Raw genomic sequence first — 23,591 nt, 5'->3', positions numbered from 1 at the left:
AGGTATCTAATGTTTTTAACATTGTTTTCTAAAATTCTAGATACGCAAATCGTATATTTATAGCTACTGATATATTCAAACCAAACCAACATATTAAAACCAACTGATATGCGACAACTTATCATTACACTAGCATTCTGCTATTCATTATTTACCTTTTCTCAAGGCACACAATTATTAAGACAACCTACACTACACGGAGACGATGTCGTCTTTGTATATGCCAACGATCTCTGGAAAGCATCTGTTAAAGGAGGCGCTGCCATTAGACTCACCAGTGATGAGGGCTACGAATCCAATCCACATTTTTCTAGCGATGGTAAACACATTGCCTTTACCGCACAATACGATGGCAACGTAGATGTATTTGTTATTCCATCAGAAGGTGGTGAACCCAAACGATTGACCTATCATCCTAGTGGTGATTATGTACAAGGTTGGACTCCAGAAGGCAAGGTCTTATTTCGCTCTAGTAGAGAGGCACAGCCGACCATGACCAATAAATTCTTTACGGTATCCACCAATGGAGGGTTACCAGAAGCTTTAGATATTCCAAGAGCAGCCTATGGCGAACTATCACCAGATGGTAAGCATTTAGCATACACACCAATAACAGGTTGGGATGCCGAATGGAGAAACTATCGTGGTGGACAAGCCATGCCAATTTGGGTGGTGGATATGAAAACCAAGGAACTCATTAGAACCTCACAGCCTACAGGCGAACGCCATTTAGACCCGGTTTGGTTAGATGGCAAGGTGTATTTTATGTCAGAGCGCGACTATACTATGAATATCTGGTCGTTTGACCCTTCAACTAAGGAAGAAAAGCAAATCACCTTTCATAAAAAATTCGATGTAAAAAGCCTAGATGCGAGTGCCAATAAGATTGTTTATGAGCAAGGAGGATATCTTCATGTTTATAATCCTAGTACAGGTAACACCAATCAGCTGAATATTGATGTTAATGCCGATTTAAACTTCTACCGCACCAAATGGGATAATGTTTCAGCTTCCCAGTTATCGAATCCTAACCTTTCACCAAAAGGGAAGCGTGCCATTTTTGAACATAGAGGTGAAATCTTCACCGTTCCAAAAGAACATGGGACCTGGAAAAACATCACCAATTCACCAGGTGTGGCGGACAGAAATCCTATATGGTCACCAAAGGGTGATAAAATAGCTTGGTTTTCTGATAAAGGTGGTGAGTACCAATTAATGTTAGCCGACCAAAATGGTCAGAATACGGAAGCTATAAAGTTACCAAACCCGACCTTCTACTTTCAACCCGATTGGTCACCAGACGGAAAGCACATTGCCTATACAGACACGCATTACAACATTTGGATCGTCAACCTAGACTCAAAAAAAGACCACCAAAGTAGATACAGATCGTTATGCACATCCTAACCGTTCCATGAATCCAGTGTGGTCACCAGACAGCAAGTGGATTGCTTATGCCAAACAACAAGAAAGTCACTTTAAGGCCATTTTCGCTTATAATATTGACTCAAAGAAAATCATTCAAATCACAGATCCTATAGCAGATGCCATCTCTCCTGTTTGGGATGCCAACGGTAAGTACCTTTACACCTTGGCAAGTACCAATTATGGTTTACAAAGTGGTTGGTTGGACATGAGTAATTATGATCCTGCAGCTAATCTTACCAGAAGTTTATACGCTGTTGTTTTAAGTGCTAAGGATAAAGCACCTAACCTACCTAAAAGTGATATGGAAGATAGTGCGTCTAAAGATGAAGGTGATGACAAAAAAGATAAAGACAAGGATAAAGACGATGACAAAGACAAGTCCAATGGTGTTACGGTCACCATTGATGAAGCAGGAATTTTTGACAGAGCCGTTGCCTTGGAAATGCCACCAAGAAATTATGTGGCCTTATTAAAGGCACCAAAAAAGACCGTGTTTGTGGCTGAAGCGATTCCGAATGAAAACGGATTCAAAGTACATACCTATGACCTCAACGAAGGTAAAGCCAAGGATTTTGCAGACGGTGTCACCCAAATGGTAGCGTCAGAAGATAGAAATTCAATCCTATTATTTCAAAATAGAAATTGGGTATTGACCAATGCGGCTGCACCTCCAAAACCTGGAAAGGACAACCTCAAAACCAACATAAAAATTAAGCTAGATCCTAAGGCAGAAGCACATCAAATCTTTAAGGAAGGCTGGCGTTATATGCGTGATTTCCTTTATGTGGACAATGTACACGGTGCACCTTGGGACGATGTTTACGAGTGGTACTCACCATGGATTGACCATGTGCGCCATAGAACTGACCTTAACTATGTGATTGACATTATGAGTGGTGAGGTTGCTGTTGGGCATTCGTATGTGTCTGGTGGCGATTTTCCAGATGTGGATTTTGTTCCTGTAGGGTTATTGGGTGCTGATTTTGAAGTGTCCAACAATCATTATAAAATCAAGACTATTTATACGGGAGAACGTTGGAATCCAAATATAAAAGCGCCATTAGCACAACCTGGAATTGATGTCAACGAAGGCGATTACCTATTGGCCATTAATGGCAAAACGCTAACGGCCGATACTAATCCGTATGAGCTTTTAGAGCAAACTGCCGGAAGGGAAATCAATATTACGGTAAACAGTCAACCGTCAATGACCAATGCTAGAACCGTTTTAGTAAAACCTGTAAGTAATGAGCGTGGTCTAAGATCCGTAGAATGGGTTGAGGACAATCGCAGAAAGGTGGATGAAATGTCCAATGGTAAACTCGCTTACGTCTATGTGCCTAACACAGGTGGTGGTGGCTTTACCTCGTTCAACAGATATTACTTCTCACAACAAGATAAAAAAGGTGTCGTGATTGACGAGCGCAACAATGGTGGTGGTTCTGCGGCAGATTACATGATAGATATTATGTCGCGCGAACTCTTTGGCTATTTTAACAGTAAAGCTGGTGACAAGCGCCCTTGGACGACTCCTATTGCCGGAATTTGGGGACCGAAAGTAATGATCATAAACGAGCGTGCAGGTTCTGGTGGTGATTTATTGCCGTATATGTTTAAGATGAAAGACCTCGGCCCATTAATCGGTACAAAAACTTGGGGAGGCCTTGTCGGGACTTGGGATACACCGCGTTTTATTGACGGAGGACGTATGGTCGCACCTCGAGGTGGCTTTTATGATGTCGATGGCGAATGGGCTGTAGAAGGTGAAGGTGTAGCGCCAGATATTGAAGTAATTCAGCATCCTAAAGAAACCACAAAAGGTAATGACCCACAATTAGAGCGTGCCGTACAAGAAGCCTTAAGATTATTAAAAGGCAACGAGTTTGAGTTACAGCCAGAGCCAAAAGCTCCTGTACGCTGGAAACGCCCTGAGGGTTATAAGTCTGATAATTAAATTCTAACTGTCATTGATAATAATTAAACTTTCATTGCGAGCATTCCGAATATATTCGGAGTCGCGGCAATCTGCTTAAATTAAAGTGATGGCCACGTTCATACTTCGCTCGCAATGATATAAAAATTCTTAAACCAATAATGTACTTGAAATTCCGACACTTGTGCTGAGCCTGTCGAAGTAACGTCGGAAGCAACGATTTTCAGAAATAATGAGCAATAAATTTTATTATAAATTGAATCTAGTATTGAAAGTATAATTTAATTTTGGATACATAAATTTCAATGCATTGGCGAATGGTGCTTTAGCAAATGTGTAGCATTCATGAGTACCTATTTAACAAATAGAAATCAACGAGTAATTTCCCAACAAATCGTTTTGACTTTTTGGTTCGTTTTGTGTCAAGAACTGCGCAGCACATCATGAGTTCTTAAACAATGAATATGGACGAATACAAAATGAACAAATTAAAATTTTCGCTTTATAAATTAACTATGACCAAATACGACATCGTCATCCTAACCGACCAAAAACACGCCAACCCAACCACCATAGACGATTACACTAAAAACGTCCTTACAGAAGATGCACTCGTTGCCAACGCCTTAGGGCAATTAGGCCTAAACGTCATCCGCTTAGCCTGGAGCGATCCTAGTTTCGATTGGTCGTCAACCAAAGCTGTGCTATTTAGAACGACTTGGGATTATTTTGATGATTTCCCAAAGTTTTCAACATGGTTGAATGACGTTTCCAAAGTCACCACATTAATCAATTCCGAAGCCTTGATTCGCTGGAATATTGACAAACACTATCTCCGAGACCTCAAACACAATGGAGTTCATATCGCTGAAACCCTATTTATAGAAAAAGGATCCAATAAAACCTTAAAGGAACTACATGCGGACGTGAATTGGAAAGACACCGTTTTAAAACCATGCATTTCTGGTGCAGCAAGACATACCTATAAATTGAATCCTGAAAACATTGCTGATCATGAATCGATTTTTGCTGAATTAATAAAAGATGAAGCCATGATGCTACAGCCGTTTCAGCATAACATCGTGTCTGAAGGAGAAGTGTCCATGATGGTGTTCAACGGACAGTTTACCCATGCCGTATTGAAGAAAGCCAAAGCAGGTGATTTTAGGGTTCAAGATGATTTTGGTGGGACAGTACAAGACTATACTCCTACTAAAGAAGAAATTCAATTTGCGATAGACACGGTAAAGGCCTGTAAAGAATTACCTTTATATGCCAGAGTGGATATCTTTAATGATAACCATGGCCACATCGCCTTAGCGGAGCTAGAAATTATTGAGCCTGAGCTTTGGTTTAGGAATCATCCTGAGGCTGCGCATGTTTTGGCGGAGGGAATAAAAGAAAAGTTGACAAACTAAATAAAACCGTCATTGCGAACAACTCGTCCACCGAAGCTTCAGCGAAGGTGGAAGTGAAGCAATCTCATAAAGAACAAACAGATTGCCGCGTCAATCGTTCCTCTTTCCTCGCAATGCCCCTAAAATTTTAATGAATGATAAAAACAAAATGAATAATTAGAACCAAAGGATATCAAAAACTATAAGATGCTGAAATAAATTCAGCATGACACTTATTTAATAATTAAAGGAACATAGATATAGAGTATCTTGAAAGTAGTTATTTACCTTGTAAAACAAACTCAAACCAATAATGCACTTGAAATTCCGACACTTGTGCTGAGCCTGTCGAAGTGACGTCGGAACCCGCTGTCGGCAGTATATATAATCAAAATCCGTTAAAAATAGCGGAAGCCTTGGACGCTATTTAGGATTTTGATTATGGTTTTAAGAGCACCCAAAGTGCTATTAAAAATACCTTCGACAGCAAAAGACTTTTTTGGTATCTTTTTTAGTCATAAAAAAGTACAAATAAAAATCAACGAAGACAAAATGAATAGAAACAATATGGCCAAACCAAAAAAATCAAAACGCATACTAAAAATCATAGGAGGTATCATCATCTTCTTCACCCTCCCTTCACTCCTATTCTTCGGGTTTATATACTTAAAATACAACGAAGACCTACCAACAGGTGCGCAAGGCACGCAAGCCGATGCGCTTGCCACACAAATGCTAGAAGCCTTAAACGAAGAAGCTTACCTCAATACCGATTACATCGAATGGACCTTTAGAAGAGCTCACCATTACAAGTGGTACAAGACCGACAACACCGTGGAAGTATCTTGGGATGCGATAACCGTGATCTTAGATTTAGCCCATCACGATAACTCTAAGGTATTTGCCGGTGAGCTAGAATATAATGGTTCCGAAAAACAGGATTACATCCAACAAGCCCAGCATTATTTTAATAACGATTCCTTTTGGCTAGTCGCACCCTATAAAGTCTTTGATAAAGGCACCGAACGCCGATTGGTGAAAACGGAAGATGGCGAGAAAGCGCTTTTAGTAACCTATACCTCAGGAGGTAGCACACCAGGTGATTCCTATTTATGGCATTTAGATGAAACCGGTAAACCTAAAAGCTATCAAATGTGGGTAGATATTTTACCTATTGGAGGTTTGGAAGCCACTTGGGAGAATTGGATAAAAACAGAAAGCGGTGCGGTATTGCCAACCTTTCACAAGCTGTTATTTTTTGGTTTAGAAATGGGAGACGTAAGAGGTTTGGATTTGTAACATAACTCATTAATGTACCGTCATTGCGAGCAAAGCGCGGCAATCTCTCTGTCGGCATGCAGATCACTTTTTACCAATATTCTATAGCTTTAAAAAAATTGCCTCGCCCTAGTTTGCTTCGTTCCTCACAAAAGGTGATCGCAATAACGTTCAATTATTATTTAGACCGTTGCCCAACAAACTGCTGAGACTTCAACTTAAACAACACATTAAAACTCGTTAAGCTACCATAGCTTCTGGTAATATATTGCTGTAGATCAATCTTTTCCTGTTCATCTAAATTACTGGAATTGATTTTTTGTTCCATTACACGGAGACGATCTCGCACCATAGTAATTTTATGAAAGAATTTGTCAATAGGCAGCTCACTAGCCTTTAAATTCTCATCACCGGGTTGCATAATCAGCTTACCGCCTTTCCATTTGTCTGCTATGGATATAACTTCAGAGACATCGGACCATTTCTTTAAAATATCCCTAAGGCTCTTTTCTACTTCATAAAAGCTTACGGTATCCACATCATCCTCTGCGGCTTCTATCACTTCAAATTCATCGTCCAATTCTAGAGTTTCTAAACCTTTGTCTATAAAGGTTACCCAATAGTGTTTTGAGGTGACATTGGTCACCACTCCTTTTCCGTGTTCTGCGTGATTGATTCTCGATCCTATACCTAGTAGTTTCATCTTTTCTGTTCTTCCCGCCTTTCATCTATCTTAAAGATAAGTTTCGGCAGATATCTATTTAAATTTAACAATACTTCTGAGGACTAAAATATACAATATCGCTTAAACCGTCCAATTATAATTTTGTTAATTCTTAAGCGTCACAATCTTTTTTTAACTAATTTGAAAACGCTAATTAATCAATCATAATCATGCGTACGCTTATACTTTCATTATTGGTCTCCTTGGTATTTATAAGTTGCCAATCGCAATCCAATCACAACTGTCCTTTTCCTTACACTAATCACCAACCCGAAGATCAGTGCGGTTTTGTAGAGGTGCCACGGAATTGGGATGCAAGTAACTCAGAAACGACAAGGCTGGGTTATTTAGTGATTACTTCAAAAAGTGAGCAAAGAAAAGATGACCCTGTAATATTTTTACAAGGAGGTCCAGGCGGTAGCGTCCTCAGTTTAGCTAATATCTATAGCCAGTTGCAATTTGATACTGACCGCGATTTCATTCTTTTCGATCAGCGTGGAGTAGGTTTTTCAGAAGAACTGTGCCCAGGCCTCAACCTTAAACTATTAGAGATTATGGCTGCAGACCTAACTATTGACGACGAAATATCTCAATTAAAAGCCAGTGTCCTACCCTGTATTAAACGCATTAAAACCGATGGAAGACAATTCAGTACAACAACCAATGCCAAGGATCTAGAAGCATTAAGACAATATTTGGGCTATAAAACACTGAATCTTTTTGGTGGCTCTTACGGTACACGCTTAGGGCTTAAATACATGGAACTCTACCCTGCCAAAGTAAGATCAGCTGTGCTCTCAGGTTTATTTCCACTAGAACTGCGCATGTATGATGCCTTGTTTTCTAATTTCAACAACTCACTTAATCTGCTGTTCGAACGTTGTACAGCTTCTCCAGATTGCCATTCAAAATATCCTGAATTAAAAGCTACTTTTCTAGCTATGTATTCAGACCTAAAAAACAATCCTATTTCCATTGATGTACAGGGCACTCCTTTCATTATTAATCAGCAAGATGTGTTGCTGTTTATGCACCAAATGCTGTATAGAGATGATACTATTGAACGCATTCCTGAGTTCATAAAGGCGCTAGAGCAACGTGATCTCGACTATATAAGTAGCGTCACCACACTTTTTGTTCCAAGGATTACTCTTATTAATCTTGCCGTGTATTATGCTATAATGACGGCTGATGAAGGCAGGTTTGACAATCAAGGTAAACTTGATGCCGATAGTAAACATGAGATTTTTAGCGATACGGGACTCAGTTTGTTTTCAGCAGATCCTGAAGTTATATCGTCTTGGTACAGTGTACCTGTAGCATCAAATACCATGGCTACGATTACATCATCAATACCTACGTTATTGGTGAGTGGAGAGTTTGACCCTGTGACACCACCTTCAAATGGCAATACGGTTGCCAAAGGGTTAAAAAACAGTCAGCATGTTATTTTTAAGAATAACGGTCATGTGCCTATTAATAATTGCTTTTTTAATTTGGCCAAAGCATTTTTAGACGTACCCACTAAACCATTGGATACTGCATGTTCAGAACAAAAAGCAGTCCTCAATTGGGATTAAGATTATCTGAGATTTATAAAAAATGCCCTGATACTTCAGAGCATTTGATTTTAACAATATAAATTAATGGTAAGTAAAAGGTAGCGCTGTTACTAACTTTATCATATAGAAAATTCTGCTTTAGGATATTCTGTAGCTATTAGCGTAAAACCTATGATGCATTAATGGCACAGTAAATCATATAGCCAATGACAGCTATAAAACCAATAAGCATAATAATTCCGCAGATATAATATAGTGTAGGTTTCCAAGCATTTAACTTCTCTACAGATTGTCCTATCCGGTAGTCTTTTTTAGAATATTCTATGGAGTTTGTAGTTTTCATAGTTGTTAATGTTAGGATTAATTAGTAATTGAGGTTAATCTTTTTTTGCAACCTATTGCTCTTCGGCGAGAAACACATCCGAGGATAACTTTAGAACGTACTTTTGATTTGGTTTTTCAATGAGATACGCATAGTTATATTTATCCGCCCAATCCTTAGACTTAAATTTATAATAGTCCTTAACCAAACCTTTAGCAGGTTTACGATTGGATTGCCACTGTACTAAAGTTCCTTTTCCTATCATGGTGTTCGAATTTAGATTGCATATACATTAATGCCTCTCAAATTTACAGACTTACTAGTATGAAAATTAACTCAAATACATCTAGTATTGATGTAATACATAAAAATAGATCGTTTTCTTACATTTTATTGTTTGATTTACTTCTTGTCTTTCTGCTTTCATGATTTGTGATTCCGTACGTGATACGGAACTCAGTGGTTGAAGGTATGGTCTTATCTTTCAGCCTAGTTTCACCCTCTGATGTCCTTTAAAACAAAAGCATGGTGCTTACTACCCAACTTTACATTAACGCCTCCTACTCTTAGATGTTACGTCTTTAATCTTTACAAAAATGAGCTTTTTATGACCTTTTGAATCTTCACGTCTTTCAATTTCAAAATCGGAAATAGAATTGATCAAAGGGGTTAATTTCATAAAACCATAGTTTCTAGAATCAAAATTAGGCTGTTTCTTCTGCAACAAACTGCCCACATCTCCTAAAAACGCCCAACCATCATCATCGGCAACATCTTCTATAGTCGATGCAATGAGCCTGATATCTTTTTGGGTGACACTGTCGTATTTACTTTTGGAAGCTTTAGATTTTTTTGTCGTTTCCAGGGCGCTTTCTTCGGCTTGGTTCTTAAGAATTTCAATATAGATAAACTTATCGCAAGCCACTATAAATGGGCTCGGTGTCTTCTTTTCACCAATGCCGTAAACTTGCATCCCTGCTTCTCGCAAACGGGTTGCCAAACGTGTAAAATCGCTGTCACTAGAGACCAAACAAAAGCCATTGACCTTTTCTGAATACAGAATATCCATAGCATCGATGATCATGGCCGAATCGGTGGCGTTTTTACCAGTGGTATACCCATATTGTTGTATTGGAGTAATAGCATTTTCGAGCAACATGTTTTTCCATTTAGATAAATGGGGCTTGGTCCAATCTCCATAAATACGTTTTATGGTTGGGTTGCCGTATTTAGCAATTTCCTCCATCATTTCTTTAACGTATGCTGATGGGATATTATCACCATCTATTAGTACTGCTAGTTTTATTTCCATAGATTGGTTGTCTTTTTATTTTGGTTTAAAGGTAGTGGGTTTATATCGTAAAAGGGATTAAATGTGATATGGTTTTACCGTAAGGGATTTTTTTGGTCCTTATTACCCTATGAACCGTCATAGCCCTTTGAACCGTCATCGCGAGGTGTCATACTGAGCGCAGTCGAAGTGCACGAAGCGATCTCTCTCTTCTTCCCTTTAACCAAAAAAACAATCCCATTCTTATGTCCGCTATAACTCAAAAGATTCCTTCGTCATTCTTCCTCGGAATGACAGTCATGATAATGTTACAACGCTTCAGACCATATCAATGCCCTTCCGCTATAACTCGAAGCATTTCTGTAGCATTGCGTCCCGTTGGTCCATCGGGATCCATCTGTAGGGCTTTGCTGTAATAAGCTTTGGCCTTGTCCTTATCCCCTGCTTTAAGGTAGCCTTCGGCCAAACTGTCCCAAGCGTTGGCAGAATCGGGGAAAATTTGGGTCACAAAATCAAAGACCGCAATCGCTTCTTTTGCATTACCACGTCGTAAGATGTTATAGCCTGTTTTATTTAACTCCGTTTCAAAATCGAAAAACTTGTAGCGTGGATCGGCAACCATGCGTTTGGTTTCTATCATCAGTTTTTCAGCTTCTCCCTTCTGATATAATTCCGTCATAAATTGCATAGGGTCCACAACAAAATTGTCGGCATTGAACTCTAATGCTGTCTTTAAAACAGGATCGGTATTGGTGCTGTAGTCTTCATAACTCATATCCACAGCTACGTGAGGTGCCAACCAAGGGCCGTCTAACCACTGAGGTTTGTCTTGCCACCACGCCCAAGACAGATAGATGGGTATGCCAGAATTTGGCAAAGCTAACGTATGGTTATCTCCATAAAAGTTGATGTTCTCAGCTGTTGGCTCTCCTATAAAAATGGCATTGGTATAATTATCCATTTCGTTGACTAAATTCTGACAGGCCGAAAACGTGCGTCGACCCAGAATCACAAAGAACTTCCCGATTTGGTTAATTTTTTCAGATTGAATGATGCCAGTAATCACATCCTTATTGTTAAAATTATTGCCACCTCCGTTTAAGCGCACATCGATGACCAAGCGTTCTACATCATTGTTGTCAATAAAATCGAACACCCTGTTGTAAAAGCTGGTAATATCTTCCGACGGATCGTGAAACACAGAACTCTGGCGTACATACACGGTTTTAGAATCTTCTAGAAACTCAAAATAATAGCGCTTGTCCAGATGTTTTAAATAGTGTGGAGTTTGGGATTGGTCTCTGGCCTCTAGCCAATCTCCTTCCGTTTGCATAAGACTATAACTTACTGGCGGTCTTTCGCCTTTTGGCATTGCTGTAAACTGGTGTGTAAAGGTTGTTCCTTCTTTCAAAAGTGTGAGCGTAATCGTTTCTTTTAATTCTGAAGTCATCCCAGTAGCATGCAAGACTTCCGGAAATTTCAGATAATTAATCCCGAAAGCTTTAAAGTATTGTGAATTCTCAGCATTCACCACAGGATAAATCGTTTTCAAAGCCTTATCAATTGGCATCCCTTCTACAGCTATGACTTTGGCGCCAAGGGCTTCCTTATGGTCTTTGTGTGTGCCCTGTATATAAACACCATCGTTAAACTGGTACAGATTAAATGGCAGATATCTAAACGCGAAGGGTTCGTGACTAAAACTAATATCGGTATGGCCATACTTAAAAAGGGCTATGATTTTTGACAACCCAACAACGATCTCGTGATCTTGTAGATTTGGAATGTCTTTATTGAGCTGTGCCACGGCAGCGTCAAATTCTTCAGTAGTGGTTTTTTTAAACAGAAACGGATAATCTTTATGAACGGTTTCTTGTAGAAACTTAAGGTCGTCTTGCCATTGACTGGCAGTTAATGTAGACTGTGCAGTAGCGTGTAGCATAAAGCTACATACGAAGAGTAATAGTAATTTTTTCATTTGAGTTGGATTGATTGATTATATATAATGAGCTGTAAAATTTCAAAATGTTACAGTTTAATAAGGTTTTATCCTATTTTATTTTTAAAAGAAATTGAGATGGATAAGAGTTTACATGGCTTTTCTCATCACGCGTTTCTTTAATTAATATGTCTGTGGTCACTGCAAGAAACACAAATCGAAACGTCATTGCGAGAAGTGAGGTACGAGCGACGAAGCAATCTGCTCAATGTTTTCGTTTCCTTTGATAAGATTCCTTCGTCCTAGTTTGCTTCGTGCCTCGCAACAGGCCTCGCAATGACAGTAATCATGATGAGACTACTTTACTTCGGCTACGCTCAGCACAGGCTCAAGCCTCGCAGTGACGATAGAATTAAAATACAACGGTTTCATCAATCCTCCCGATAACTAATCCGATCCCGAATCCCACCACTCTCACGATGGATAACCACATCCGCATTTTTACGCTTGGCAATGGTTTTCGCCTTGCGTATGGCGGTGCTCTGTTTTCGATGTTTAGAGGTGATACGTTGATTGCCTTCGCGTCGTACGGCCCAACCGTCTTCGTAGGGTACGACGTGTTGGTGCCAGGTACGGGTTTTTGTGGTGTTATGACCTAAAGCTTTTAGTATGGCTTGAATGAGTTTTTGTATAGCGTCGGTAAGGGAGTTGTTTTTGGGCATTGTTCTAATCAACATTTTATATATAAATGTAATAATTATTTATATGTTCATTTTTAATGGCCAAAAACGAACCAAAAAGCCCTAACGATTTATAGGAAGTTGCTAAAGCACCTCTCGCTAATACATTGATGTTCCTTTTACTCAATAGGCACTGTCTTTCACTACTTTATTGAGGTAATAACTATACTATTAGCTCGTTACTTCTGAAAATCGTTGTTTCCGACTGTGTCGGAATTTCAAGTGCATTATGGTTTCTTAACTGCTATATTAAACGTCACTGCAAGGCTTATTGCCAGGTGTCACACTGAGCGTGGTCACTGAGCGTAGTCGAAGTGCAGTCCAAGCGTGGTCACTGAACGTAGTCGAAGTGCAGTCGAAGTGCAGTCGAAGGGTCATTGCAAGACACACAAATTGAAACGTCATTGCGAGAAGCGAAGCATGCGATGTGCTGAGCTTGCCGAAGTAAGCGACAAAGCAATCTTATAAATGGTAACGGACACAAGAATGAGACCTGCCTGCCGGCAGGCAGGTCTCTTCATTTAACCTAAAATAATTATTGAGGATCCGCATTCTCTTTACCAGAACTTACACTAAAAATATTAAACCCTACTCCAATACCAAACCAACGTCTACCTTGGTAAATCCAGTTTTTGCCCAATTCGCGCGACAGAAAATCAAAACCAGCAAAAACCCCTACCTGCACTTTACCCACTTCTTTAATAAGACCAAGAGTTGGCGTTAACGCTGCCGCATTGGTAGCGGAAGTAATATTGCCATTGGTAGTCTCGCTATCCACAGGAACGGAAGTAATACTTATTCCTGAATATAGACTGGCGAACTTATTAATTTTGAAATTCAATCCAACTCCAGCATTAAAATTGCCATAAAAATCCAAAGGAACATTATCACCATTACCTGGTCTAATTTTTATAGGGATGGTAACAGTACCAAATTCAATAGTTATAAAAGCTGGTACGACTTCTGCATAACTTTTTAAGTCGTCTTTCGAAAGGAAAAAATATCTTCTATCATTATTATCATCAAGGACAAAATTATTATTGCGTTGCGTTAACAAGAGACTCTCTTCATTATCATTTTTCCAGTTAATAAAGGTAATAACGATTTTATCACCCAGTACTTTATCAATTTCAAATTTCCAGTCCTTTTCTGCAATCTTTGTCTTAGGAACGCTAGGTGCCGCTCCGGCAGGTGCTCCTGTTGCCACTATCAAAATAGGTTTACCATCAGCCTTGCACTCGGTAATTTCCGTTCCAAATTTAAATCGATAGACTTTGTCTTGCAATATTTGATCAGTCTGTGCTTGAAGTAATCCTACAATGAATAATAAGATAAGAGATGATAATTTAATTTTCATAATCCGTATAGTTTAGTTGGTTAATAGTTTAAATATAACAATAAGCACCAAAGCTGTCTATACCCAACACTGGGTAAATTTACAGTTCCGTGCAGTCAACAACGAATTATGTGGCCCTATACCGTTAAGGAGGCGGTACATTAAAACCTCCTTAAAGGTAGGAAAAAAAATTAGTTGTCAATTTTTATATAGGTGTACATCGTAATATTTACAGGACGCGTTTCCTTAGTGGTTAAGGTCTTGGTGTTGGTTTTACTACCTCTTCCCTGGCTAAAACCAGCATTAACCCTGTTCGGATAATGTCCCCAGACTCCGTCTGGCATTACATTGGTACCCCAAGGAGACTGCTCTAAAGGGTAATCTATCTTATGTTGGTGTGGCCCGACCTCACTAGACTGTACAGAACCCACCAACCTGTTTTTATCAGGATCCAACCCGACTCCATTAACGTTACTGCTTCTTATAAAAGCACCGGACGCATTGGGTAAATAATAAGTATCCCCTTTTTTCGTAAGGATGTTGAGGTCAAAGTTCTCGCCTAACAATTGATAGAGTGCCGATCCTCGGTCTATGGCTTGGCCGTTTAACAAGATCCAAGTACCCTCTTGGGTTTTATTGAACTGAACGGGCTTAAGAAGCGACTGCTTTATAATGCCAACATCCTCAAAATTCGCTTGTGCTGTATTGGTTTCGCTTACCGTAAAGGATACCAAAGCCAGGCAGGCTAAGGTCAATACAATGGTGTTTAGTGTTTTCATAATGCTTAATTTAAATGGATATAATTCTTATATTTTTCTATCCGCCCTACCTTATTAATAATGTCGTATTTGGCAATTTTATTAATGAGGACGTTTTCATTTTCTAGGAGACCTTGTAGGTATTCCGGATACAGTACCTTTTGCTCCAGGATATACTCAAAGGAAGGCAACGGTAGGTGTAGCTCTTGTTTTGAAGCATCTATACCACCAATATTCCTTGGCTTTAGGGTGAGTACAGGTCTATAGTTCTGCGCTTTTCCTACCAGACTGAGCTTAAAGTAGGTATTCTCAAAATTGAAATCTTTATTAATGGTGTTTACCGCTAGCAATGCCTTGTCATAATCCGCTTGGTTGAGGACATCATACAATTGCGCTATCTGCGTTTCTAAAGTGAGTTCGGTATTGATGATGTAATTGGCGAGATTTAATTTTAGGTACACATTATCTGATTGCAACAGCTTGTAAATGGTAGATTTATGCGAGGCGTTAAAACCCTTCTCCACGATATGCTTTTTAAAGTATGGCAGTAATACAGCACCTGAAATAATATTGGTCTGCGCTATCGCCTTTCGGTTTTCCAAAAGGATATGCTCAAACTTAATCTTGGTATTCTCGTTTTTTAGTACAGGATTAATACTGATTGTTTCCGGAATGTTGAAATTATCACCATGATCCGAATCATAAAAATAAAGATAAGGCTCTACCAAACTCGCAAACTCGGTTAAGGTTAACAGCGACTGCGGATAGATTAAAACATCCAATGCCTCAGGTAAGTTCTGCTTAAAGACGTTTTCCTCCTCATAAAGTGTATTCAATCTCGGAATGGCCATATTAGCCTCTAAGTTGACTATGGAATGCTCTAAATCATTCATATTGATATTCGGAAACACTTCTCTTATCATTCGCAACATAGGTAGGTATATATCATTTTCCCAAGTGTTCTCAGCATCAAAACTATTGAAGTGTAAATATGGCTTACTCATACTGCTTTGAAACACGGTGTTGTCGTACACAATCTTTACAATGGTTTTAAACTCGTTACTTTGTTGGTATATGGTGCGCAGCTGGTCTAAAGTACTGGCATGCCTAACCCTATCGTAAGTGGTTTTGTAGGTGGAAACATTTTCAATCCTCAGGCCTTCAACCTTTGAAGAATAAAACAGTTGTGTAATACGGTCTAGTTTGTTTTCTATGGTGATGAGTTTTTCATCAATCTTGGTGAATCGCTTTTGGTTTTCCATAAATAAATCCACATTCAGTTGTCGCAGTTCCAATATATTCTCGTTGATGACATCTAGCTTTTCGTTCATCTCATCGAGCTTCGCGTTGATTTTGGCAAACTCAGCCATAATAGCATCAAACTGAGGATCGCCTCCTCCTCCACCACCAAATAGCGCAAAAGCGCCATTAATAGCTTGGATGCCAGCCATAGGATTACCATAAAATGCCATAGTCCCATTAATGAGCACATTTCCTAAGGCAATAGCTTTATTGGCATTTTGGGCATCCTTATCCGATAGTCCCAAATTTTGTCCCAGCTCAACAAAATCACCAGCATTGTTCAGGTAGTTCTGAAAGGTCTGTATGGTCTGTATATTCTCTAAGGTGTTTTTGGCAGATTTATAAGCTTCATTACTGGTATCCCCTTTATACTTTAGGTCTAAAATCTTTAGCTTACCATTAATGTCTGCATTATCGTAAAGCACATCGGTAATCACTCCAATTTTAAAAGCATTGTCACTAATTAAATCAGCGTTCTTGGCTTGTAATTTCGAAATCAAGGCAATGTTGCCTTTATTGGCTTCTATCTGTTTTTTGTTGGAAGCAATCTGTACTTCATTCTCCATAATATCAGACCGCATATCCTTAACATCCTGGTCGAGTTGTTTAAACTTGCGTTCTACCTCAGCATTGAATTTTGCCAAACTCTCAGCATTCTCTTTAATGCCTTCGAGCAATTTTTTATCAAAGGCTTTAACACTGTACTCAAAGCTTTGCATTTTGGCATCAAAGGCCATGGATAGTTCCTCTTGACTTTTGGACACTAACGCGTCAACATCATCCTTTTGTGCCTTGAATTTAGTTTCGAAGAAATCGCGATTCTCCTTAATGTACTTCAAACTTTGTTGATCTACAATAGGCGCCAAAATCTCATAGTCCTCTGGGTTTAAAGCTTCGGAAAACTGTTCTAGTTGTTCTGAAAAATTAGTAACCGCCTCATCAAAAGACACATTAGGATTTGCCTTTAATTCCCGAGCAATACTGGCATCAAATGCCGATTTAATATTATCCCTGAATTTGGATTTCTCGACTGCTACCTTCGCCTCAACAGCTTCTTCGGCTTTCTGATATAAATATTCCTTGCCCATGGCTATTATGGGTGATGCAAACTTGTAATTACTCAAAACATCCGCAAAACCTTCCGTAAGGATTTTGAGGCGTTTATTATAAATCCGCATGGATGTTGCACCCTTCACAGGCTTATAGTAGGTCTTAATGATTTCGGCGTTATTGATAATAGCATCTGTTTTAGAATAGCTAGTCGCTGGTGCAGAAAACTGCTGCGTCCAATCAGGATCCTTTTTCAAAAAAACTTTTGTGGAAAATGGCATAAAATCATTTTGGGAGGAGGCAAATAAGAATGAACCTATGAGTAAAATGCTTAAAAGAGTTTTCATAATCCGTGAGTGTGGGTTAACTGATGTTCAAAATTAGGAATGGACATCACGGCAAACCATACCCAATAGAAGGTATATTTGGCATTACCCTATGAACCGTCACCTCGAGGTGTCATACTGAGCGTGGTCACTGAGCGTGGTCACTGAGCGTAGTCGAAGTGTAGCCGAAGTGTAGTCGAAGTGCACGAAGCAATCTGCCTCTTCTTTCCGTTAATCAAAAAAGCAGTCTCACTCTTGTTATTAAAGAACCGTCATTACCCTAGGAACCGTCATCGCGAGGTGTCACACTGAGCGTGGTCACTGAGCGTGGTCACTGAGCGTAGTCGAAGTGTAGTCGAAGTGTAGTCGAAGTGAACGAAGCGATCTGCATCTTCTTTCCTTTAATCAAAAAAGTAACCTACCCATAATGTCGTACTTTTCATGAGACTGCTTCATCACTCGTGCCTCATTCTTCGCAGTGACGATTCTATTATTGCGAGAAAAACCAATTGAACAGTAATTACCCTATGAACCGTCATCGCGAGGCACACACAAATACAACCGTCATTGCACAAAACACCAATAGAAATGTCATTGCGAGCGAGGCACGAGCGCGGCAACCTGCCTGCCGGCAGGCAGGTCTCATTATTCTGTCCGTTACTCATCATAAGACTGCTTCGTGCCTCGCAGTGACACATCCTATTAATATTAAAAACACAAAAGTAATAGCCTGCCCTGAGCATTACTGAAATGAAAATATATTTTCATTGAAAGTACCTTGTGAAACAAGTCGAAGCGCACGAAGCGATCTGTCTATTACATAAGTTACCCCTCATGAGATTCCTTCGTCATTCTTCCTCGGAATGACAGTAATATTTATAAGACTCCTGCCTCGCAGTAACAGTAACATTAAAATATAACGGTTCTATCATTCCTCCCGATAACTAATCCGATCCCGAATCCCACCACTCTCACGATGGATAACCACATCCGCATTTTTGCGCTTGGCAATGGTTTTCGCCTTGCGTATGGCCGTACTCTGCTTTCGATGTTTAGAGGTAATACGTTGATTGCCTTCGCGTCGTACGGCCCAACCGTCTTCGTAGGGTACGACGTGTTGGTGCCAGATACGGGTTTTTGTGGTATTATGACCTAAAGCTTTTAGTATGGCTTGGATGAGTTTTTGTATGGCGTCAGTAAGGGAGTTGTTTTTTGGTATTGTTCTAATCAACATTTTATATATAAATGTAATAATTATTTATATGTTCATTTTTAATGGCCAAAAACGAACCAAAAAGCCCTAACGATTTATAGGAAGTTGCTAAAGCACCACTCGCTAATACATTGATGTTCCTCTTTACTCAATATACATTGTCTTAGAACACTTTATTGAGGTAATAATCATACTGATAGCTCATTACTTCTGAAAATCGTTGTTTCCGACTGCGTCGGAATTTCAAGTGCATTATTGTTTCTTAACTTCTATTTGGAATGTCACTGCGAGAAGCGAAGCATGAGCGACGAAGCAATCTGTTTATTGTTTTCGTTTTCTTTGATGAGATTGCTTCGTCCTTTGTCCTCGCAATGACAGTAATGTTGACGAGACTGCTTCATTTCCAATGACAATTGAACCATTATTAACCTATATACCGTCATCGCGAGGTGTCATACTGAGCGCAGTTGAAGTGCACGAAGCAATCTGCCTCTTCTTTCCTTTAATCAAAAAAGCAGTCTCACTCTTGTTACAACGGTAAAAAGTCCTCAAAAAAAAGCCTCAACCTAAATAAACATAAAAGCAATTTCGTCTTTAGAAAACCCTTTTGTAATCAATTTTTTAGGTTTTGCACCTTCAGTGCCTTGACTGTTTGAAGATGATCCTCGCCGGAATCTTGATATGCTATTTTTTAACTTATGTAGTAATTTCATAGTAAATACAATTTGGTGTTACTAAAGGTACGGTATCAATTGCTATTTGGACGACCCAAACACCTTTAAAACCAAAGATTTAGCAATGATTTAACACTTCACTAACCTTAGCGTTGCATTTAGCAGGTCAGCACAATTTTAATTACCATTTAAACAATATGTAGGTATCCAAATATCAACAATCTCAACCTTATCAAATCAGCTTTGTCATATTAAATAGTAAAATTAATTACTTATAAATTATTAAGCATTTACAAATCCAAAAATTTCAGACCTCAATTTTAAGCATATCTATCCCATATCTAACCCGTGTCATAAGCGTGTCATATCCGTGTCAACCAACGTTTTTTCCTACAAAAAAGTCAACCTTTGATGGTATGGATTAAAGTGAGGTATTACCTTTCCATGGGTTTAACCGAAAAACCCCATGGTATTACGAAGCTAAAATGCCCATAAACATAGATGTTAAGAAAGCATTAAAGACATTGCAAAATTCAGTTTTTCTTAATATTTTTATACCATTCTTAATATAAACCGATTTAATTATGAAAAAACTATTTTTTACGCTATTATTTTTCGGATTTTGTTTTATGCTAAGTGCACAGACCGAACCAAAAGTTGGTGATGAACTTGTTATTAACGCCCAAGATGGAGCATCTTACAACTATATAAAGTTCCCTAAACTGAATATATTATCTAAACGTGGTAAAGTAGCCAATTATAAAAGTGTACACGGTAATACTGTAGTTGTCGATGAAGTTATTACTGACAAAAACAACAACACGTACGTGATACTTAAGAAAAAGGATGGTTCTAAGTTCTTTGGATTTGTAAGCGAAGTCAAAGCCAATTATGATAAATCCATTGCTGCAGGCGAGATGACCACAAAAGCATAAATTGTGCTGTGAAACAGAAAAAACCCAAGCCTTGATTATTCAAGGCTTTTTTTGTGTTATAGCTCCAAGTCTTAATAGGTTATGGAGTAAACCTTCACACTAAATTAACAACTAAATATTGTACCTTTGCACCTTCGTTCACCGAAGCCAATTTGGCACAGGAGAACCTTTGCTAAAATAAAAGAAGGAGCAACACCATTTATGAGCCATTTCGACGAGTCCATTGAAGTAAAAGGAGCACGCGTACACAACCTTAAGAATATAGATGTCAGCATACCAAGAGAACAACTGGTAGTTATTACTGGGCTGTCTGGTAGTGGAAAATCGTCATTGGCTTTCGATACCATTTATGCCGAAGGGCAACGTCGCTATATTGAAACCTTTTCGGCATACGCACGTCAGTTTTTGGGTAGCCTAGAGCGCCCAGATGTTGATAAGATTGATGGACTGTCGCCTGTTATTGCCATAGAACAAAAAACAACCAGCAAATCACCACGCTCTACAGTAGGCACCATTACAGAAATCTATGACTTCTTGAGGCTATTATTCGCTAGAGCTGCGGATGCCTATAGTTATGAGACTGGTGAAAAGATGGTAAGCTACAGCGATGAGCAGATCAAGGACCTCATCCTCGAAGCCTTTAACGGAAAGCGCATCAATATCCTCTCGCCTGTTATCCGATCGCGTAAAGGCCATTACCGCGAACTGTTTGAACAGATTTCCAAACAAGGTTTTGTAAAAGTCCGTACCGATGGTGAGATTGTAGACCTTGAAAAAGGCATGAAGCTCGATCGCTACAAAACCCACGATATAGAGATAGTAATAGATCGTCTAAAGATTGATAACACACAAGACAACGAAAAGCGCTTGATGGAATCCATCAATACAGCCATGTATCATGGAGATGATGTGCTGATGGTGATTGACCAAGAGACTAACGAGCCACGCTATTTTAGCCGAAATTTAATGTGTCCATCGTCTGGTATTTCGTATCCTAATCCAGAACCTAACAACTTCTCGTTCAACTCACCCAAAGGAGCATGCCCTAACTGTAATGGTATTGGTGAATTGTATGTTGTGAATGAAAAGAAATTAGTTCCTGATGAAACACTGTCTATTAGAAGCGGAGCTTTGGCGCCACATGGCCCAGAAAAGAAAAGCTGGATCTTTAAACAGTTTGATACCATAGCACAACGTTTTGACTTCACCTTAAATGACGCCTGGAAAGACATTCCCGAAGAAGCCAGACAAGTTATTCTATATGGTGGTAAGGACAGCTTTTCGGTAGAAAGTAAGACCTTGGGCGTAAAGCGCGAGTATAATATCGATTTTGAAGGTGTAGCTAATTTTATAGAAAGTCAGTATAAGTCTAATTCAACATCATTAGTGCGTTGGGCAAAAGATTATATGGACAAGGTAGAATGTTCAGTATGTAACGGTTCTAGACTGCGTAAGGAGTCCCTTTACTTTAAAGTAGATGGCAAGAGTATTGCTGACCTCGTAAAAATGGATGTGGTAGAATTGGGTGAATGGTTAGAAGGATTGAACGATAGACTTTCAGAAAAACAACAGAAGATCTCAGCAGAGATTATTAAAGAAATAAAGAATCGTGTACAGTTTTTATTGGATGTAGGGCTCACCTACCTATCCTTAAACCGAAGTTCTAAATCCTTGTCTGGTGGTGAAGCGCAACGTATACGACTGGCAACGCAGATTGGCTCGCAATTGGTAGGTGTGCTTTATATTTTAGATGAACCAAGCATTGGATTACATCAGCGCGATAATGAAAAACTGATCAATTCCTTGGTTTCTCTGAGGGATGTGGGCAATTCGGTTATTGTTGTAGAGCACGATAAGGATATGATAGAACGTGCAGACCATGTTATAGATATTGGCCCTTTTGCCGGTAAACATGGTGGTGAAATCATCAGTGAAGGCACACCAAAAGAACTATTGAAGCATCATACCCTTACTGCCGATTACCTCAATGGCACCAAAGCAATTGAAGTCCCTAAACAACGTCGTAAAGGCAATGGTAAAAAGATAGTGCTTAAAGGTTGTACAGGCAACAACCTAAAAGATGTTGATGTTGAGATTCCTTTAGGGAAAATGATTGGTGTTACTGGTGTTTCAGGAAGCGGTAAATCTACCTTAATCAACGAAACGCTCTACCCTATCATGAATGCACACTACTTCAATGGTGTTAAACGACCAATGCCTTATAAGAGCATCAAAGGTCTAGAGCATATTGACAAGGTGATTGACATTAATCAATCTCCTATTGGTAGAACTCCACGAAGCAATCCTGCCACCTATACCAAGACTTTTGATGAAATCCGTAAGTTATTTGCACAAATTCCTGAAGCGATGATACGCGGTTACAAACCTGGTCGTTTTAGTTTTAATGTGGCTGGTGGCCGCTGTGAAACCTGTCAAGGAGGTGGCTTACGTGTTATTGAAATGAATTTTTTACCCGATGTTTATGTTGAGTGTGAAACCTGCCAAGGTAAGCGCTTTAATAGGGAAACCTTAGAAATTAGATATAAAGGTAAATCCATTAGCGATGTGTTGAATATGACCATTAATGAAGCTGTAAGTTTCTTTGAGCATATTCCAAAAATATACCGAAAACTTAAAACCATAAAAGACGTTGGACTGGGATATATTACTTTAGGGCAACAGAGCACCACACTTTCTGGTGGCGAGGCTCAGCGTATTAAGCTAGCGACGGAATTAAGTAAACGTGATACAGGCAATACCTTCTATATTTTAGACGAGCCTACCACTGGCCTCCATTTTGAAGATATTAGAGTGTTAATGAAGGTTCTCAACAAACTCGTTGACAAAGGTAATACCGTTCTCATTATTGAACACAACCTAGATGTTATCAAAACTGTAGATTATATCATAGATATTGGCTACGAAGGCGGAAAAGGTGGTGGACAGGTCGTTGCTAAAGGTACGCCTGAGCAAATCATAAAAGACAAAAAGAGCTATACAGCTCAATTTTTAAGAAAAGAACTGCAATAATCTCAGTGTTTAGGCAAAAAATAACCTAAATACTAATTTTCTTAAACCATTTAATGCAAACATCGCAATTATATGCTATTAATTGTGTACATTAGATTAAACTAACAAATACATTAAACATTATGAAAAATATTCTTTGGCTAGTAGCGGTAATTGCAATTATTGTATGGTTATTAGGTTTATTGGGCATAGTTCCGGGAATTGGAACTGGAGGCTTAATACACATTCTATTGGTAATTGCCATAATCATAATATTGTATAATATTATATCTGGTAGAAAACCTTTATAAAGTAGACAATCATAAAATACTAAAGCGCATGGATTAAGTTCCATGCGCTTTTTTTTGTTAATT

The 23,591-nt window shown here is 39.0% G+C and carries 16 protein-coding genes and 1 pseudogene; 7 read left to right on the top strand and 10 right to left on the bottom strand.

Annotated features, from left to right (window positions below; translation table 11 throughout):
* Window positions 1–108: 108 nt before the first annotated feature.
* The 3 genes and pseudogenes from SIB89_RS15985 to SIB89_RS15975 all read left to right on the top strand — a co-directional run bounded on the left by SIB89_RS15985 (window position 109) and on the right by SIB89_RS15975 (window position 6,057).
* Window positions 109–3,382: pseudogene (locus tag SIB89_RS15985) on the top strand (PDZ domain-containing protein).
* A 443-nt stretch (window positions 3,383–3,825) separates the two neighbouring features.
* Complete coding sequence (locus tag SIB89_RS15980) at window positions 3,826–4,779, top strand: ATP-grasp domain-containing protein (RefSeq protein ID WP_412560562.1); 954 nt, start codon at window positions 3,826–3,828, stop codon at window positions 4,777–4,779.
* A 531-nt stretch (window positions 4,780–5,310) separates the two neighbouring features.
* The gene (locus tag SIB89_RS15975; protein WP_412560561.1) at window positions 5,311–6,057 is read left to right on the top strand and encodes a hypothetical protein; all 747 of its coding nucleotides are present in this window, start codon (window positions 5,311–5,313) and stop codon (window positions 6,055–6,057) included.
* Between the two features lie 157 nt (window positions 6,058–6,214).
* Here the strand turns inward: SIB89_RS15975 and SIB89_RS15970 are convergent, their stop codons facing one another.
* Window positions 6,215–6,739, bottom strand: a complete 525-nt coding sequence (locus SIB89_RS15970) for a hypothetical protein (RefSeq protein ID WP_273291500.1) — start codon at window positions 6,737–6,739, stop codon at window positions 6,215–6,217.
* 191 nt (window positions 6,740–6,930) lie between these two features.
* On the opposite strand from SIB89_RS15970, the gene SIB89_RS15965 reads away from it, so the two are divergent.
* Complete coding sequence (locus SIB89_RS15965; protein WP_412560560.1) at window positions 6,931–8,340, top strand: alpha/beta fold hydrolase; 1,410 nt, start codon at window positions 6,931–6,933, stop codon at window positions 8,338–8,340.
* Between the two features lie 151 nt (window positions 8,341–8,491).
* On the opposite strand, the gene SIB89_RS15960 is transcribed toward SIB89_RS15965, so the two are convergent.
* The 9 genes from SIB89_RS15960 to SIB89_RS15920 all read right to left on the bottom strand — a co-directional run bounded on the left by SIB89_RS15960 (window position 8,492) and on the right by SIB89_RS15920 (window position 18,620).
* Entirely contained in the window at window positions 8,492–8,665 is a 174-nt protein-coding gene (locus tag SIB89_RS15960) for a hypothetical protein (protein WP_412560559.1), read from the bottom strand.
* A gap of 52 nt (window positions 8,666–8,717) precedes the next feature.
* Entirely contained in the window at window positions 8,718–8,909 is a 192-nt protein-coding gene (locus SIB89_RS15955) for a hypothetical protein (protein WP_412560558.1), read from the bottom strand.
* A gap of 285 nt (window positions 8,910–9,194) precedes the next feature.
* The gene (locus SIB89_RS15950; RefSeq protein WP_412560557.1) at window positions 9,195–9,956 is read right to left on the bottom strand and encodes an NYN domain-containing protein; all 762 of its coding nucleotides are present in this window, start codon (window positions 9,954–9,956) and stop codon (window positions 9,195–9,197) included.
* A gap of 307 nt (window positions 9,957–10,263) precedes the next feature.
* Complete coding sequence (locus SIB89_RS15945) at window positions 10,264–11,913, bottom strand: tetratricopeptide repeat protein (protein ID WP_412560556.1); 1,650 nt, start codon at window positions 11,911–11,913, stop codon at window positions 10,264–10,266.
* Between the two features lie 392 nt (window positions 11,914–12,305).
* Complete coding sequence (locus tag SIB89_RS15940; RefSeq protein WP_412560555.1) at window positions 12,306–12,596, bottom strand: DUF2188 domain-containing protein; 291 nt, start codon at window positions 12,594–12,596, stop codon at window positions 12,306–12,308.
* Window positions 12,597–13,149: 553 nt separating this feature from the next.
* Window positions 13,150–13,971, bottom strand: coding sequence for a hypothetical protein (locus SIB89_RS15935; protein ID WP_273291448.1), 822 nt, complete (start codon window positions 13,969–13,971; stop codon window positions 13,150–13,152).
* A gap of 170 nt (window positions 13,972–14,141) precedes the next feature.
* Window positions 14,142–14,729: a hypothetical protein gene (locus SIB89_RS15930; protein WP_412560554.1), complete on the bottom strand. Its 588-nt coding sequence runs from the start codon at window positions 14,727–14,729 to the stop codon at window positions 14,142–14,144.
* Between the two features lie 5 nt (window positions 14,730–14,734).
* Entirely contained in the window at window positions 14,735–17,407 is a 2,673-nt protein-coding gene (locus SIB89_RS15925; RefSeq protein ID WP_412560553.1) for a hypothetical protein, read from the bottom strand.
* Window positions 17,408–18,314: 907 nt separating this feature from the next.
* Window positions 18,315–18,620 carry a DUF2188 domain-containing protein gene (locus SIB89_RS15920; RefSeq protein ID WP_412560552.1) on the bottom strand — a complete coding sequence of 102 codons (306 nt, stop codon included), beginning with the start codon at window positions 18,618–18,620 and terminating at the stop codon, window positions 18,315–18,317.
* 1,237 nt (window positions 18,621–19,857) lie between these two features.
* Here SIB89_RS15920 and SIB89_RS15915 point away from each other — a divergent pair.
* The 3 genes from SIB89_RS15915 (at window position 19,858) to SIB89_RS15905 (ending at window position 23,528) form a co-directional block, all read left to right on the top strand.
* The gene (locus SIB89_RS15915) at window positions 19,858–20,208 is read left to right on the top strand and encodes a hypothetical protein (RefSeq protein WP_412560551.1); all 351 of its coding nucleotides are present in this window, start codon (window positions 19,858–19,860) and stop codon (window positions 20,206–20,208) included.
* Window positions 20,209–20,409: 201 nt separating this feature from the next.
* Window positions 20,410–23,238 (top strand): excinuclease ABC subunit UvrA, encoded by a 2,829-nt coding sequence (gene uvrA, locus SIB89_RS15910; RefSeq protein ID WP_412560550.1) that lies wholly within the window; start codon window positions 20,410–20,412, stop codon window positions 23,236–23,238.
* A gap of 122 nt (window positions 23,239–23,360) precedes the next feature.
* On the top strand, window positions 23,361–23,528 hold the full coding sequence (locus SIB89_RS15905; RefSeq protein WP_155087825.1) for a lmo0937 family membrane protein: 168 nt from the start codon (window positions 23,361–23,363) through the stop codon (window positions 23,526–23,528).
* The last annotated feature ends 63 nt before the right edge of the window (window positions 23,529–23,591 follow it).

This window comes from Winogradskyella sp. MIT101101, assembly GCF_047126865.1.
In the GTDB taxonomy this organism is placed as follows: Bacteria; Bacteroidota; Bacteroidia; order Flavobacteriales; family Flavobacteriaceae; genus Winogradskyella; species Winogradskyella ouciana.
The sequence above is the reverse complement of the archived record's forward strand: the minus strand, read 5'-3'. Positions and strand labels throughout refer to the sequence as shown.